This window comes from Halogeometricum sp. S1BR25-6, assembly GCF_031624495.1.
In the GTDB taxonomy this organism is placed as follows: Archaea; Halobacteriota; Halobacteria; order Halobacteriales; family Haloferacaceae; genus Halogeometricum; species Halogeometricum salsisoli.
Map to the genome: position 1 here is coordinate 269,910 of NZ_JAMQOP010000005.1, position 15,774 is coordinate 285,683.

Consider the following 15,774-nt stretch of genomic DNA (forward strand, 5'->3'; position numbering starts at 1 on the left):
TCGTCTTTATGACCGGCACGGAGAGTGACCGATTCGCGCTCTGTATTCAGCACACTCGCAGAAACCTCACCGAACGCTGTCAGAAGCGTCGTGACCGATTCAGAGGATAGATGCAGCACACGTCCCATCTGGTTGGTCGTGATTCACTCAGTTGCTCATCACACCATCGCAGCGTGAAAATGTTACACGTTCACGTGGGTAACGGTAGTAGGACGGAACGAGAAGGTCGAAAACAAATAGATCTATCCCACCGGTGGAACCGTTATAACCGCCGTAGTTGAGCGTAAGTCGGATTGACGTTTCGCCGGGGACAATCCCTGCCGAGGCACGCCAGCTGCGTGGAAAGGTCTCGTGAGGAGTGCTGCCGAAGCGAGTCGAGCAGCGAATAGAGACATCACTGGAAACAGAAGATAATGGACGAAAGGAAACCAGAGAAACGACTGTACCGGGCGGATAAAACAACGACCACCGACACGGAGACCGATTCAGAGAGAGAACAGCCGAGGGAGTGGGGACTCGACCGGCGGACGTTCATCGGGGCCGCGACACTGCTCGGACTCGGTGGCGGCGCACTCGGGGGGTTGCCAGCTCCCGTGGCCGCAGAGGTTGTTGATGAGTGGCTTGAACAGATAAAGCTCACTGCAAGCGACGCCACATCGAACGCAGAGTTCGGTCGATCAGTAGCGTTGAGCGAGGATGGTACCACCGCGCTCATCGGGTCAGCACGAACAGAGGCGGCATACCTCTACGACCTGAACGCAAGCCCACCGACCGAGACGAAACTCACCGCCAGCGACGGCGAGGCTGGATCTCGCTTCGGTTGGTCGGTAGGGATAAGCAGTAATGGGAGCACGGCTCTCGTCAGCGCACCCACGGTATTCGGCTTTGACGATAGTTCGGGTTCGGCGTACGTCTACGACCTGAGCGTGAGTCCACCGACCGAGACGAAACTCACCGCCAGCGACGACGTGGACGGCGATTATTTCGGGGTTTCGGCGGCGCTAAGTAAAGACGGGAACACGGCACTCATCGGTGATAGCACAGATGATGACGCTGGCGATAATTCGGGCGGTGTGTACATCTACGACCTGAGCGTGAGTCCACCGACCGAGTCGAAAGTTACCGCCAGCGACGCAGCCGATGCCGATCTGTTTGGGAGTGCAGTCGCGGTAAGTAGTGACGGGAACACTGCACTCGTCGGGGCTCCCCGGGTCGACAGAAGTGCGTTCAGTAGTGACTGGGGCGCGGCCTACGTCTACGACCTGAGCGTGAGTCCACCGACCGAGACGAAACTCGTTGCCAGCGATGGTAGCGCCGACGATAGGTTCGGTGAATCAGTGGCGGTGAGCAGCAACGGCAACACTGCTATCATCAGTTCTCCTGGAGACGACACCGCTGGGACCAGTACAAACTCGGGCTCAGCGTACGTCTACGACCTGAGCGTGAGTCCACCGACTGAGACGAAACTCGTCTCCAGTGATATCTCTAGTGCCGATCGCTTCGGTCAATCGGTGGCGGTGAGCGGTGACGGAAACACGGCGTTCGTCGGTAACCCCGGTGACGATGGTGCTAGCGCTGATACGGGTGCGGTGTACGTCTACGACCTGAGCGTGAGTCCACCGACCGAGTCGAAGTTCACCGTCAGCGATAGCAGCGGGGGCGCTCTACTCGGTGATTCAATCGCAGGGAGTGCGGACGGCAATACGGCGCTCGCGGGCGCTCCCAAGCAGCAACCTTCTGATCTCATCGGTTCCGGGGCGGCATATGTGTTCACGCGATCGACCGAGCCCGAAAACCAGCCACCGACGGCGTCGTTCAGCTACGACCCAACCGATCCCGAAGTCGGAGAGGAGCTCACCTTCGACGCCAGCGGGTCGACCGACCCCGACGGTGACGGGACGATTGTCTCCTACGACTGGAGCTTCGATGACGGGACGACGGGAACTGGCCAGACGACGACCCACACCTACACTGCTGAGGCTGACTACGAGGTGACGCTGACGGTGACCGACGATGCCGGCGAGACCGACATGGCCACCCAGACTGTGCCGGTCGTCGTCTTCGCCGATCCGCTCGTGGTGACGTTTCGCAATATTTCGCTTTCGATTGGGCCGCCACAAGACCTGGACGGCGATGGACTCTACGAAGACGTGAATGCCGATGGGGTCGCACAAGACGTTACCGGACCGCCAGACCCCGAAACCGACGACGTTGATGCACTGAACGCCATCGTTGCAGACTACGAGTCCGGGAGCCTTGCGCTGAACCAGTACCAAGTCACGGCGCTTGACTTCAATGGCGATGGTATCCTCAGTAGAAAGGACGTGAACGCCCTCAGGAAATTACTCTGAGGAGGCCAGCTCGACGGGACCCCGGGCAAATCGATCGTCTGGGATCACGGCGGTACAAGAGCCGCTCCCTATCCCATTGCTACTGATCCGCAACCCGAAATACCCAACTCAGCGACTCCCGATACGAAGATCCATCAGTCTAAGGACTCTCCAAAAGAGATGGTATCTCTTTCACCTCCATCGCACTACTTGGCGTATTTTCAATATCTCCTTGATCGGAGAAGCAGATCTGAACAGACTTTGTGCTGAATACAGAGCGCGTATTCAGCACACTCGCAGAAACCTCTCCAACTACTGCCAGAAGTAGTGTGCTGACTACAGAGTATACATTTCTCAACCCGGCCGCGACCGTCACGAGTAAAGCAAGAGCCAGGTAGGCGACAGCAATCTGCCGGGAACCTGTATTCGCGGCGTTGTCGAATTATTCAGAACGTCAGAATCGGGTACGGGGTGAGTCCGTCTCTTGGCTCCGTCGTTCGATGCACTCGTAGACGGCTTCTCTGAGTGCCATCTCCCGGGGGTCGTCCTTCAGGTGGAGGCCCAATCGGTTGGGTGTGTAGGCAAAGCCCAGTTCCACATCGGGGTCCGCGAACCCGAACGAGCCGCCGGCGCCTGGTGTACCGAACGAGGCATCTGAAGTCCCGAACCGGAAGTCGGGCGACGGTTTCGAGTACCCCATCGCGTACGCCGTCTCCATGCCGATGACGACGTCCCGCCGGTCACCTGACGGCGGCACCGGGGGTGCGGTCAATTCCGCGAACACGTCCTTGTCGAGACCTAGCGCCTCGCCGCCCGTTGCGAGTTCACCATACAGCCGTGCCATCGCGCGGGCGGTCCCGATGCCGTTGCCCGAGGGAATCTCCACCGCACGGAATGCCGGACTGTTCAGGTCGGCCGGACGCCGGGTATCGAGCACGTTCAGCGCCCGATTCGTCACTGACCACGGGTTGAAGAACGACAGGACGAACCGCGGCGACAGTGTCCGGAGGTTCAAGAGCATGTCCAGATACCCAAATGCATCGAGGTCTGCCACGCGGTCGGTTGGAATCTTCTCGGGAAGCCCGATGTAGAATTCCAGGTCGAGCGGCTCGGCCACCTCGTCGGCGAAGAACTGGCCCAGCGTCCGTCCGTCGGTGTGTCGGAGCAGTTCGCTTGCGTACCAGCCCAGTGTGAACGCATGGTAGCCGTGGCGGGTGCCGGGCACCCAGTCGAGTTTCTCGCTCGCGAGCAGGCCCGAGAGGAACTCCGTGTCGGCAATCTGCTCTGGTGAAAGGCGCCCATCGAGCGTCGCGAGCCCTGCCTGGTGACTCAGCAACTGTCGGACCGTGACTTCACCCTTCCCGTGCTGGGCGAACGCTGGCCAGTAGTCGGCGATGCGGTCGTCGAGTGCGAACAACCCTCGCGAGAGCGCGACAGCGATGGCTGCCGCCGTCATCCCCTTCGTCCCCGAGGCCACGAGGACCATCGTGTCGGCCTCCCACGGATGCTCGTGGTCGGTGTCCCGGTAGCCACCCCAGAGGTCGACGACGAGCTCGCCACGAGAGTAGACGGCAATCGCCGCCCCCAATTCGTTGCGGTCGTGAAAATTCTCCGCGAACACTTCACGGACAGGCTCGAACCCGGGCTCGACAGTGCCGTGGATTGTTACGGCGTCCGCGGACTGCACGCTAACTTTTGACATACCATTTGACACGTCCTCTGAAATGATAACTGTGACAGTCGATAATTGTCTGGGCGATTGACCGACTCGCGCCCTCTCTGCAGCACGGCCATAGAAACCTCACCGAACGCTGTCAGAAGCGTTGTGACCGCGTCAAGGTGATTCGGGAGAGAAATTCCTGTACCGTCGCCGAGAAAAAATCGGGGTTATCGATATTGGAAGCATGACCAGCGTCCGGAACCACGGTGAACTCTATGTCGGCATTGATGAGGCCCTCCGCGAGCCTCCTGTGCATATCCTGAAGCACCGCTGGCAAATTCTCTCCGTGCATAACCAACGTTGGGGTAGTAATCTGTGAAGCGTCAAGGTCACTCCTCGGGAAGCGCGCCATTGAATTGGCAATCTTAACGAACTCTCTATGAGAAATCCTGGGTGCTTTTTCCATGAGTCGCTGTACAGTCACGCCGTCACCAGCAACTCCCGGAGACATACGATTACCTACCCAGGTTTGGAACCGGTTCAGCGTCGTGTACCGAACAAACCGGTCAAGTAGGCCGAAGAACCGGAGGTTGGCGAAGATCAGCCGGCCTGTCAAGGGGAGCGGAGCTGCAGTAAACGTATCGGACACCACAAGGCCGGCCACCTTTTCGGGATACGTCGCGGCGTACATCTGGGCAATGCATCCGCCCATCGAAAGCCCACAGAGAACGGGATCCTCGATGTCTAGCGTCGTCAGAAGCGCATCAAGGTCTGCTGCGTATAACTCCATGGTATATGACTCGCGATCTGAGCCACCAGTGTACCCGTGACCGCGCACGTCGTACGCGACGGTCGTATACTCGTTGCTGAGAGTCTCCATCTGCGATTCCCACTGGATGGCGCTCATCGCCATACCGTGGATGAAAACGATAGGGGGACCGTCCCCACGACGTATGTAGTGCGTCTTTATATCGGTTGTTTGGACAGTTCCAGACTCGCTTGTCTCAGCACTCTCGACTAGATGGTTTTCTGTACGTTCTTTCTTGGAGCCGGGATTCTGTTCTTCCATCCAGTTAGTACGATGTCAATAGACATAACCCCGTTAGTGGCCGTGCTGAACAGAGCACAGGGGTAATCAGCGACTACTCCGAACCCAGTGCTGCCATCGAACTGTCTCTCTGGTTTATCGTCTGCGATGACGTAGAGTACCAAATGGCACCGATATTCAGAGAACGGATGGCCGCAGAGATGGATGACGGATTCGTCATCTACATCAACGGGATGCGGCTCAACAAGCTCCGGGCGCTCCCACAGTGGCTGCTAGCGAACTGGAAGGTCGCGAAGATGTTCAAGGAGCTGGAGGCGGACCCGGACAGCGGGTTCCTCGGGTACACGCCCATTTTCCTCGGATTTCGGAAAGGAGCTGCGATGCAGTACTGGCGGTCACTCGAGGACCTCCAGCGGTTCGCGACTGATCCGAACGGCTCTCACCTCCCAGCGTGGAAGTGGTACAACGAGAAGGCCGACCCGGACGGAGGACTCGGGTTCTGGGCAGAGCTCTACGTCATCGACGGCGACTCGTTTGAGACGTTCTTCCGGAACGTCCCACCGATCGGGATCGGAAAGTTCGCGAAAATGGTTCCGATGCGCGAACACGACCGGCGATTCGGACTCTCTCACGATGGGGCCGCCCGGAAAGCACCAGCAGCCGACGAGCCAATCGAGAGTGACGCCGATTCGGTTCTGGAGCTATCAGATTCATTGCCGAACAGAACTCCCTGTTTTCAGCACGACTGCAGTGTTGTTACTCCTATTTGATGAAATACGTGATGAATTTCCACCCGAGCCTACCGACAGATGGATGCTCTGTGTCTCTCGACAAGTGATAAATCCAGCCCTCAAGAACGACAACACTCTCCAACCTTTCCTCAGTGGCTTGCGATTTACCTCGTCTCTTGCCAACGTACGACGTGTTTATCTCGGCTCGCCGACAATATAACGTCTGGTTCTCGAACGACCGGCGCTTTTCGCGCAGTTCACCGGGGATCGGAAAACACTATGACACAGTACGAATCGGCGCTCGAAGAACGACCGACCCCTCAACAGCGGATGCGGCTGAGTGCGATCAGTGCGCTCGTCGGCGGCGGCCTGCTCATGATCACCGGGATCGCCCTGCTCAGCGTTCTCAACGAAGCCGAGTTCGCGATCGTCAGTCCGATCGGCATCGTCGCGTCAATCCTTATCGCACTCGGATTGCCGGCGCTCTACGCGAGCGAACACCGATGGTTCGGTCGCCTCGCGACTGCCGGGTTCTGGACGATGACCGTCGGGTGGGTCATCGCGACAGTGGCGCTCCCGATAGCGGAATACGGCTCCGGGGTGGCTTTTATCCCGACCCTACTCGGATGGCTCGTCGCGTTTCTCGGGGCACTCGTCTTCGGTGTCGCGGTACTTCGGAGCGACGCTGCGACGACGCCACGACTCGGCGCTTGGTTGCTGGTCGCGGCACTACCCGTCGGCCTGCCGTTCGCCATCGCCTTCACGACCTACGTGATGGGTGAGGGCGCCGACCCGTGGGCAGGGCCGTTCCTGTTGTACGGACTCGCGTGGGTCGTCTTCGGGCGCTACCTCCGATCGGCGGACTGGGCTAGGACTGCCTCGGCTGAGGTCACGAGCGACTGAATCTCGCTGCGGTGGTTGGCGGCGAATCGAAATGCCCGGCGATTCGGCCCCCTACTTTGACGTCGTCGTGATTCTCGTCCGGCCGACTGGTTCAGGTACCTGTTACACATACGCGCTGTTCCGAGCGATTCGATTCACCCTCACCGGGTGCCGGGTCCATAGCAGATTCGGGCCCCCTCTTAGCATGGCCACAGAAACCCCCCGAGCGCTGTCAGGAGCGACGTGCTGACTACAGAGGATGTATGCAGCAACTCGTTGGTCTGTGTTTCGTGTTAGGAAGCCTGAACACACGATAGGAAGCCCGTGCGAACTGATCAAAGGATTTCTTGCCCATCCTTATGCTTCAGGACCAGTGTCAGATTCTTTTTGTCAACGACGTAAACAAGAGGGTATGGGGACGAAACAGATGCGAGTCAGCGAGGACCTGCACGCCCGGGTGAAATCAGAGAACTGGGAGGGGGAAACGCTAGCCGAAACACTGGACCGGTTGGTCGGTGGCTATTCTCTCACCGACTTCGCCGACGACGCGGCGGAACTTGATCTCGATGTGAGCGTCGAGGAGGCGACTGACGGGTCGGTCGAAGCGACGCCGCCTGAGTCGGAATGATTCTGGACACGCAGCCTGGGTGCACTGGCCGACGGCGACGAGGCTGCACGCGAGAAGGCACGAGAGCTTGATGAGAGAGTCGTTCCGACTCTCGTTCCGACAGCAGTCTTCTGGGAGGTGTACACTGGTATTGGAAATGCTCCACTGGCGGAGCGAGGGGAGAAACTGCGCGCACTCTACGAGCGACTGATCGCTAGCCGTTCAACTGTTGACCTCTCACCGGAGGTAGCCCGGCGGGCAGGCAAGTTGAACGGGGAACACATGAACTCCGATGTGCTGGGAGAACTCGACGGTGCCGACTCAGTCGTCGCTGCTCATGGTCTACTCCTCGACGAGCCGGTGGTCTCGAACGATTCCGACTTTCAAGATGTCGAAGATCTCGACGTAGAGACCTACTGAGTTGCGACAGCCACCCCACCTCTGCCGAACGATTCGTAGCTTCCCTGTACTTAATGCCGACCCAAGACAGTTCCGTGACCGATACGGCCCTGAGTTCAGCACGACCGCAGAGACCTCCTCAGACTCTGTCAGAAGAGGTGTGCAACACTCAGAGGGAGTATCCACCGGTTTCGTTGCGCGCGCCTATACTCCTCATTTCGATAGGTGGGCAGTCACGTCGCTTGAGGAGACCATCCCAACGTAATCGTCATCAACGACCGGGAGGTGTTTGATACCGTATGTGGTCATCATCGCGGCCACCTCCTCCACGTAATTGTCCGGCGAAGCGGTTTCGACATTGGTCGTCATTATATCGGCCACCTGTAACTCCGAGACGTTTCGCCCCTCAGCAACGGCGGCAAGTACATCAGTACTGCTGATGATGCCTCGTGGCGTGGTTCTGACAACGAGGGCGTTGACGTCCTTCTCCCTCATCTGTTGTGCGGCTTCCTTGACCGTTGCTTCCGCCGAGGTCGTCTCTAGGGGGGAAGACATCACTTCTTCGGCAGTGACTCTCTCGCTGGGACTCATACCCCTAGAGACGGATGCGAATAGTAAGGTATGTTGTTGTAGCGGCAACGAGCCCCCTTCGGAGTCGAAGGAGTGCAAGAGGACGCTCCTAGCGGGGACAGGGGTGTAAGATACGCGCCCTCTATTCAGCACGGCTACAGAAACTTCACCGAACGCTGTCAGAAGGTGCGTGCAAGACTTAGAGGATGTATTCCGCAGGCGCCCGTTCGGCGAACCGACGTGGACGGCGGTAGAGTGGGGTGGGTTGGCCGAGACGTTACTCGTCGGTGACGATGACCGCACCACGCATTCCGAACTCGTTGTAGACCGTCTCACCTTCGAAGTTCGGTACCTCGAAGGGTGCGCCGTGGGGCGTACAGTAGTAGAGGTAGTTGCCGGGTTCGTCGAACGTGACCGCGTAGGTCAGCCCCGGCTGGTAGACGACACCGTCGGGGTTCTCGAATAGGGGGCCGTTCCCGTCTTGCTTCAATGAGACGACGTTGTGGGGAATCGGTGGGAACCCCTCAGGGTATTCCTGCCACGTCCAGACGACCTCCGTCCCGGGCGACACCTCGACGGCCACGGGGTCGAACGCGACTGGGAGCATCGGGGGGAAGCCCGGAAGCGTGACGTTCGTCATCGCTCCGTTGACCACCTCAACGGTGTCCTGTCCAGTTGCATTGACGACACCATCGGCCCAGACGGGTGAGGGCTTGTACAGGGCGGGCTCGTTCAGAAAGGCCCCGACGCCGTTCCCGTTGCCGAAGTTGTTCCCCTTCCGTTCGGGCTTGGCTCCGAGCGCGGTGCCTACACCGACGGTCGAGAGGAGTGAGAGAGTTCCGACAGTCTTCAGTACAGTACGGCGGTTGGATGTGGGAGAGTGTGATTCCTGCATGGTGCTACGACATCAACTGTCGTCACTATCTGATAGCCAAAGAACAGCATAAGCATATATACGACAACACTTGTCATATCGCGGTGTCAGGCCCGTATCATGCTCATCTCGCGCTCTGAGGTTCATCGGATTTTTCAAACGGCCACTGAGCAAAGACCGACTCGCGCCCTCTATGCAGCACGGCCACAGAAACTTCACCGAACGCTGTCAGAAGCGTCGTGACCGATTCAGAGTGTGAGTTCAGCAACTAGACGGCCTTCAGTTCGCAACGGTTTGAGCGAAACGACTAGTAGCTCGTTCCCGCGAGCTACTGGATTCGAGGAAGGTCGGTCGAAGCGTCGGCGACTCCAGAGGGCTGTCCTCTCGTTCTTGGTGCATCCGTTTGCACGTATTAGAGAGTGCACAAGGGGCCACATCGTGAAATACTGATTTCGGCGGGGACACTCGTACAGACCGGGAAACCGTCGAGAGACGTATAGACGAATTGACCGGCTGGGGCGTCCAAAACGTAGCAGGGACTTCACCGATCCCCTGCCTCAACAGACGGTTCTACGGGCCCTACTGCTTGCTGTAGGCGGCGATGTCTTTCTTGGTGAACTCCCCGTCGCCGTTGAAGTCTAATGCGGCCACTTGCGCGTCAGTGAGCTGAATCTCTCCTTTCCGCTGTGCGTTCTCCAGTTGTGTCAAATTCGATACATCCTGGCCGTCAACGTTGTCATCGCCGTCGAGGTCCTCGTAGAGCCCGTCACCGTCGAGGTCCTGGGGATCGACCACCTTCCCGCTCTTCAGAACGATTGGCTCCGGGAACACCTCCAACAGTTCCAGTTCGAACACGTACGCCGACCCCGAGTCAGGGCCAGCGTCGTCGTCTAAATAAGCTCCGATGAGCGCCGTGCTCCCGTCGCCGCTTATCGACACCGAATGGCCGAAGTTATCGCCGGCGGCGCCGTCGCTGGCGGCGAGTTTCGTCTCGGCCGGCGGGTCTTGGGTCAGGTCAAACACGTACGCTGACCCCGAACTAAGGCCAGCGTCGTCGTCTAGAGAGGCTCCGACGAGCGCTGTTCTTCCGTCGTCGCTCATCGACACCGAATGGCCAAAGAAATCGTTGGCGGCAGCATCACTGGCGGAGAGTTTCGTCTCGGTCGGCGGGTCCTGGGTGAGGTCGTAGACGTATGCCGAGCCCAACCGAGAACCCTCTGCGGCGCCCCAGTGAGCCCCCACGAGGGCGGTGGTTCCATCGCCGCTGATCGAAACCGACCGGCCGAAGTTTTCGCCGTTGGTGGCGTCGCTGGCAGTGAGTTTCGCCTCAACCGGCGGATTCTGGGTCAGGTCGTAGACGTATGCCGCTCCCGAGCCACTACCAGCGTCGTCGTCGTGAGACGCCCCCACGAGCGCTGTACTTCCGTCGCAGTTTATCGCCACTGGGTCACCAAAAAAATCGCCGGCGGCAGCGTCGCTGGCGGAGAGTTTCGTCTCGGTCGGCGGGTCCTGGGTCAGGTCGTAAACGTACGCCGACCCCGAGCTAGAACCAGCGTCGTCGTCTTGACGGGCTCCGACGAGCGCTGTTCTTCCGTCGCCGCTCACCGACACCGACCAGCCGAAGATGTCGCCGGCGGCACCATCGCTGGCGGTGAGTTTCGTCTCGGCCGGCGGGTCTTGGGTCAGGTCGTAGACGTACACCGAGCCTGACTGGAGTCCAGCGTCGCCGTCTAAATAAGCTCCCACTAAGGCGGTGGTTCCGTCGTCGCTCATCGACACCGAATGACCGAAGAAATCAAACATGGCGGCGTCGCTGGCGGCGAGTTTCGTCTCGACTGGGGGGTCCTGGGTCAGGTCGTAAACGTACGCTGACCCCGAGCTAAGGCCAGCGTCGTCATCTTGACGGGCTCCGACGAGCGCCGTACTTCCGTCGCCGCTCACCGACACTGCATAACCGAAGCTATCGCCGGCGGCAGCGTCGCTGGCGGTGAGCTTCTTGACCTGGGTGAACAACTGGGCGGTCTGGACCTCAGTAAGGCGGCCGGCGGTGACGAGCGCATCGAGTTGAGCGCCGAGGGCCGTCCCGCTTCCGACGATACTCGCGACACCGAGGACGCCGAGTGCTTTGAGTGTCCGGCGACGGGAGCGGTTCACTGACGGGGCGATTGACGTTGTGTCGGTTCTGTTTTGCATGTGCGTTCTCCTTCAGAGGCCACCCGGTGACTTCCCTATGTGAATCAATTGACCCGACCGGAGATAGTATTGTGCATGATAATTCCATATCGAACTCCGTGCCGAATTGACGATTGTTCTCTTTCTGACTCCATCCTCTGTAACTAGCACCCTAACCCTTCACCAGACAGGAACTGGTAAGTGACTGATTTGCGCCCTCTATTCAGCACAGCCACAGAAACTCACCAAACGCTGTCAGAAGCGACGTGCAACACTTAGAGGATGTATTCAGCAACCACGACCGGCCAGTTACATCGGCATCGAGACGCCTGTGAACAGGATACCTCTCGTTCTCCAGGATCTATTTTTATGCCCCTCGGAGACAATAGAGAGCATGGGTTCCGATTCGAACGGTACGATTGCTCTTGGTTTAGGTCTCGGAAACGCACTCGGGGCTGGTGCGGGGACTGCCATCGGGGCGATCACTGGCGACCTTCTCTTCTGGTTGGGAATGAGAATCGGTTTCGGCTCAGCGCTCGGGACGGCTATAGGCGTTATCTTCACTCGTACGGGACACTTCGGCCATACGGACATCCCGGAGCGCCCCGATTCTGCCTGACCGAGACGTACCCTGTACTGACCGATTTCACGTCGGTCTCATTGAAACACATACTATACGGGTAATATGACTCACGCGATCTCAAAATCGAGCGACAAAGACATCGGCATTGCCGGCATTGTTGCGTTCCTGGTTCTGACGTTCGCGTGGTCATGGGGGTTTTGGGGATCGAAGATCCTTCTCGAAATGGGTGTCGTTGAGGGTGTTCCGGTCCTGCCGAATCTCGGCGCGTTCGGTCCGACAGTCGCTGCGTTTCTCCTCGTCGCGTACGCGAATGGGTTCGCGGGAGCGCGGCGGCTCGCTGGTCGAGCGATCCAGCTCGACTATCCCAAGCAATGGATTCTCGCGGCCCTGCTGCTCCCACCGGCGATCGTCGGCGGCGCGCTCGCGGTGGCCGTCGCCACCGGCACGACACCGACGTTCCCCTGGGTGGGCCAACCGATTGTCCTCCTCATCGCGTTCGGCTGGATCTTGGTGCTGGGAGGACCGATCCAAGAGGAGTTCGGGTGGCGTGGCTACCTCCTCGATCCGCTCCAAGAGCGGCTTACGCCGCTCGGTGGGGGTCTCGCTGTCGGACTCGTCTGGGCAGTCTGGCATCTACCGTTGTTCTACATCCCGAGCGAGACGATCTACTACGACAATCCGTTCCTCGGGTTCGTTGTCTCCATCACCTTGCTCTCCGTGCTCATGACGTGGGTGTACAATAGTACGAACGGAAGCCTCCTCCCGGCGCTCCTCATGCACACCTCGTGGAACTGGGCCCAGGGAATGTTCCCTATTCTCGACTCCGATCCCGCGAGCCTCGCGATGGTCGGGTTCCTCGTCGCCGCGACCATCGTCGTGGTAGCGTATTCGGGGCCGAAACGGTTAGGACAGACGGGAAGGGTCACCCAATCTGACTAACTCTCTCCCCTCAGACTCGAACGCGATCTTCTGCTCGACACGTTAGATCAATCGTCGCTCTCCCGTCCGACCCCGTCGGAACTGAGCGACAGCCGGAGCCTTGACGGATTTAAGCTAGACGACTCACAGCAAGCCGTCCTTGCAGATATTCTCAGTCTCGGCGTTGGCGACCTCTCGCTCGTCGTGGGGCCTCCGGGTTCGGGGAAGACGGAAGTCATCGCCAAAGCAGCTCACGAGCTCGCTAGTTGTAACTAGCGTGATTAACCAACGGCACCTCCGAAAGACAGCTTTCCGTTGGTTAACCGGAAGTTGCTGCTCAATTTGACCCGTATCTATGACACGAGAATCGTACGCATCGATGCTGGTGCAGTGTAGATCCCGATGCTCGTATTCCGATTGACCGGATGAAGAGCCACCCCTATCGATTTGTTCTCGTACGAAAGAGCATCACAGGGCAAGGTTTGGACCGATGAAAATAATCGGGTGCCCCACCACTGACGACCTCTGGTGGAATCTCCCTCGTTTAAACCTCCATTTTATCGATTTTTGAGAGTTAGTACTGCAATCACACTGATCGAGATACCAATTAGTGAATCACTGATTCATGGATTCTTAGATTCAATGAAAACAGATGACATCTGTATGACGTTATTCTTATAACGGAGAGAGATACCCACGTTTTCAGGCCCGGGATAGTATCTAGTATGATATATGAAGATGAGGACAGTCAGCCACCGGTTCGCATCCGAAGAGAGAAACACTCAGCTAAAACGAGACTTCGGAGGTTCAGCTGCCCGACCCGCGGCCGCCGGGGAAGTCCTGCCAGAGGAGTTCGTATCGCTCGTCGTCGGTTTGCAGTAGCACCACTCTCCCAGGCGTGAGCGTCATGCTCTCGGCGACGGGGAGCGATTTGCGCTCGCTAGGTTCAAGGCGCAGTCCCTCCTTGAAGGTGAAGCGTTCACCGTCGTCATCGAGGATGGCTGCACCCGACAGGTCGTACGTCTTCTCACTGGTGTTCCGTAATACCAACCGCTTGCTATCGCGTCGTTCGTCGACAGACTCGATGAGGATGTCCCGCCAGACCTCCTCGTCGGACCCCAGGCCGGATCCTAAGCCGGGATCCGGCTTAGATTCTCCAGACTCGCGGTTGCTATACCATCGGTACAGCAGGTAGGCGAGAGCGGCCGCGACGAGCAGTCCGCCCGCAGCTAACAGGAGTTCCAGCGGGAAGGGTGAAGCGATCTGAACGGTCAGTTGGGTCGAGTCGCTGAGACCGTCGTCGTCAACGACGGTCACCGTCGCCGTGTACGTTCCGGGTTCATCGTAGATGTGCGTCGCCGACGGCCCGTCGGTCACCGTCGTGGTTTCATCGCCGAAATCCCACCGGTACTCCGCGATTCGTCCATCTGGGTCGTTCGACCCGGAGGCATCGAACGTGACCTCTTCGTCGGTCGCGAGGTCAGCACCCGAGGCGACCAGACCTGCCGTCGGGGGTGCGAGAACTCGCACCTCGTCGGTCACGATGGTCGAGGCACCGCGAGCGTCAGTGAGGATGAGCGTCACCGCGTAGGTTCCAGCTTCGTCGTACACGTGCGTCGGTCGGACGCCCGATGCGTCGCCTCCATCGCCGAAGTTCCACGCGTAGGTGAGCCTCGATGCGGATTCGTCGGTCGCCCCCGAGGCGTCGAAGGTGACCCTATCCCCGAGGAATATCCGCTCGGACGGGGAGTTCGCGGTGAAGTTTCCCTCCGGGGGCGCGTTCACCATGATCGGTCGGCTGTCGGTTCCGGTCTGTCCGTAACTGTCGGTGACGGTAAGAACGACCGTGTACGTTCCGCCCTCCTCATAGGCATGCTGAGGGAACTCACCCGTGCCTTTCATCCCGTCTCCGAACTCCCACTCGAAGCGTTCGATGATTCCGTCTGCATCCGTCCCCGACGCGTCGAATCTGACGATCTCTTTCTCGTCGGGAATGTTGGGATCGAACGTGAAGACGGCATCCAGATCTCCTGCGACGATTACGCGGGTCGTCACGGTGTCCTGGAGGCCCAGTTCGTCAGTGACGGTGAGCCTGACCACTTTCTCACCAGGTGAGGCGAACCGGTGCGTCGGCGAGCTGCCGGTTGATGTTTCTCCGTCGTCGAAGTCCCACTCCGTGCTGACGATCGTTCCGGCCGTTTGCGTTCCGGTGGTCTCGAACGTAACGTCGGAGTTGACACCGACAGAGTCAGACACATCGATGAGGCCTATCTCTGGACCACTAGCAGTGAACGAAAGATCGTCGAGTTGCGCGACGATGGGGAACGAGCAGTCGTCTCCATCGAAGCAGAAATCCGGTTCTCCGTCGGAGTACGATACTACGACGCGCGAGAGACGGTCAGAGCCGGACGTGTTTAGCGTCACTTCGTTCCAGTAGTACAGTAGCTGCGTCTCGCTGTACGAGGCGACCACCGCATTGCCCTTATCGTACGCAGTAACCTCGATATCAGTGTATTCAGCGATGTACGTCGGACCAAAGAGCGATACCTGGGGCGGGTCCTGATCACCGCCGCGAACCGAGAACCTGACCTCCTCCTGCGGTTCCGAGAACATAATCTCGATCGACTCACCGTCCGAACGACTCTCGACGACGACACCGCCGCCGCGAGACGTCTCCGTTGCGGACGCTATCACGACACCACCGTCGAACTCAACGCGTTCGCCGTACTCGGTGACCGTCTCACCGACGTCGCCGTCCTCGAAGTCGTACGTTACCTCCGTCTGCTCCGTCGCCGTCGCGACGGACGGAACGGCACCGGCGACGATGGTAACGAACACCACTGCCAGTACGGTGAACCGTCTCGCTTTCGATCCGAGCGTCGATGTTCCGCGTCGAGTTTCTTTTCTTTGTGTGGATATCGTGAACATGGATCTCTCTCCGAAACCGGTCGCTCACTAGCGCGGACTCATCTCTCCGACTAGTTCACGTGATGTACGCTC

Annotated in this window: 12 protein-coding genes; 6 read left to right on the forward strand and 6 right to left on the reverse strand. The window is 58.9% G+C overall.

The window, feature by feature from the left end; genetic code table 11:
• Nucleotides 1-413 precede the first annotated feature (413 nt).
• Nucleotides 414-2,351, forward strand: coding sequence for a PKD domain-containing protein (locus NDI76_RS20475; RefSeq protein WP_310926025.1), 1,938 nt, complete (start codon nt 414-416; stop codon nt 2,349-2,351).
• 433 nt (nt 2,352-2,784) lie between these two features.
• On the opposite strand, the gene NDI76_RS20480 is transcribed toward NDI76_RS20475, so the two are convergent.
• Nucleotides 2,785-4,032: a serine hydrolase domain-containing protein gene (locus NDI76_RS20480; protein ID WP_310926026.1), complete on the reverse strand. Its 1,248-nt coding sequence runs from the start codon at nt 4,030-4,032 to the stop codon at nt 2,785-2,787.
• Between the two features lie 112 nt (nt 4,033-4,144).
• Nucleotides 4,145-5,059 (reverse strand): alpha/beta fold hydrolase, encoded by a 915-nt coding sequence (locus NDI76_RS20485; RefSeq protein WP_310926027.1) that lies wholly within the window; start codon nt 5,057-5,059, stop codon nt 4,145-4,147.
• Between the two features lie 143 nt (nt 5,060-5,202).
• Between NDI76_RS20485 and NDI76_RS20490 the strand changes: the two genes are divergently transcribed.
• From NDI76_RS20490 to NDI76_RS20505, 4 genes are all read left to right on the forward strand, one after another.
• Nucleotides 5,203-5,808 carry a monooxygenase family protein gene (locus tag NDI76_RS20490; protein ID WP_310926028.1) on the forward strand — a complete coding sequence of 202 codons (606 nt, stop codon included), beginning with the start codon at nt 5,203-5,205 and terminating at the stop codon, nt 5,806-5,808.
• Nucleotides 5,809-6,048: 240 nt separating this feature from the next.
• Nucleotides 6,049-6,672: a hypothetical protein gene (locus NDI76_RS20495; RefSeq protein ID WP_310926029.1), complete on the forward strand. Its 624-nt coding sequence runs from the start codon at nt 6,049-6,051 to the stop codon at nt 6,670-6,672.
• 391 nt (nt 6,673-7,063) lie between these two features.
• On the forward strand, nt 7,064-7,279 hold the full coding sequence (locus NDI76_RS20500; RefSeq protein ID WP_310926030.1) for a hypothetical protein: 216 nt from the start codon (nt 7,064-7,066) through the stop codon (nt 7,277-7,279).
• Between the two features lie 24 nt (nt 7,280-7,303).
• Complete coding sequence (locus NDI76_RS20505; protein ID WP_310926110.1) at nt 7,304-7,678, forward strand: PIN domain-containing protein; 375 nt, start codon at nt 7,304-7,306, stop codon at nt 7,676-7,678.
• Between the two features lie 192 nt (nt 7,679-7,870).
• Here the strand turns inward: NDI76_RS20505 and NDI76_RS20510 are convergent, their stop codons facing one another.
• The 3 genes from NDI76_RS20510 to NDI76_RS20520 all read right to left on the reverse strand — a co-directional run bounded on the left by NDI76_RS20510 (nt 7,871) and on the right by NDI76_RS20520 (nt 11,294).
• The gene (locus NDI76_RS20510) at nt 7,871-8,248 is read right to left on the reverse strand and encodes a CBS domain-containing protein (RefSeq protein WP_310926032.1); all 378 of its coding nucleotides are present in this window, start codon (nt 8,246-8,248) and stop codon (nt 7,871-7,873) included.
• Nucleotides 8,249-8,504: 256 nt separating this feature from the next.
• A complete protein-coding gene (locus tag NDI76_RS20515; protein WP_310926033.1) occupies nt 8,505-9,122 on the reverse strand; it encodes a plastocyanin/azurin family copper-binding protein in 618 nt (205 codons plus the stop codon).
• Nucleotides 9,123-9,680: 558 nt separating this feature from the next.
• Entirely contained in the window at nt 9,681-11,294 is a 1,614-nt protein-coding gene (locus NDI76_RS20520) for a dockerin type I domain-containing protein (RefSeq protein WP_310926035.1), read from the reverse strand.
• Between the two features lie 664 nt (nt 11,295-11,958).
• Between NDI76_RS20520 and NDI76_RS20525 the strand changes: the two genes are divergently transcribed.
• Nucleotides 11,959-12,795, forward strand: coding sequence for a CPBP family intramembrane glutamic endopeptidase (locus tag NDI76_RS20525; RefSeq protein ID WP_310926036.1), 837 nt, complete (start codon nt 11,959-11,961; stop codon nt 12,793-12,795).
• Nucleotides 12,796-13,581: 786 nt separating this feature from the next.
• Here NDI76_RS20525 and NDI76_RS20530 read toward each other — a convergent pair.
• The gene (locus NDI76_RS20530) at nt 13,582-15,702 is read right to left on the reverse strand and encodes a PKD domain-containing protein (RefSeq protein WP_310926037.1); all 2,121 of its coding nucleotides are present in this window, start codon (nt 15,700-15,702) and stop codon (nt 13,582-13,584) included.
• Nucleotides 15,703-15,774: the final 72 nt, after the last annotated feature.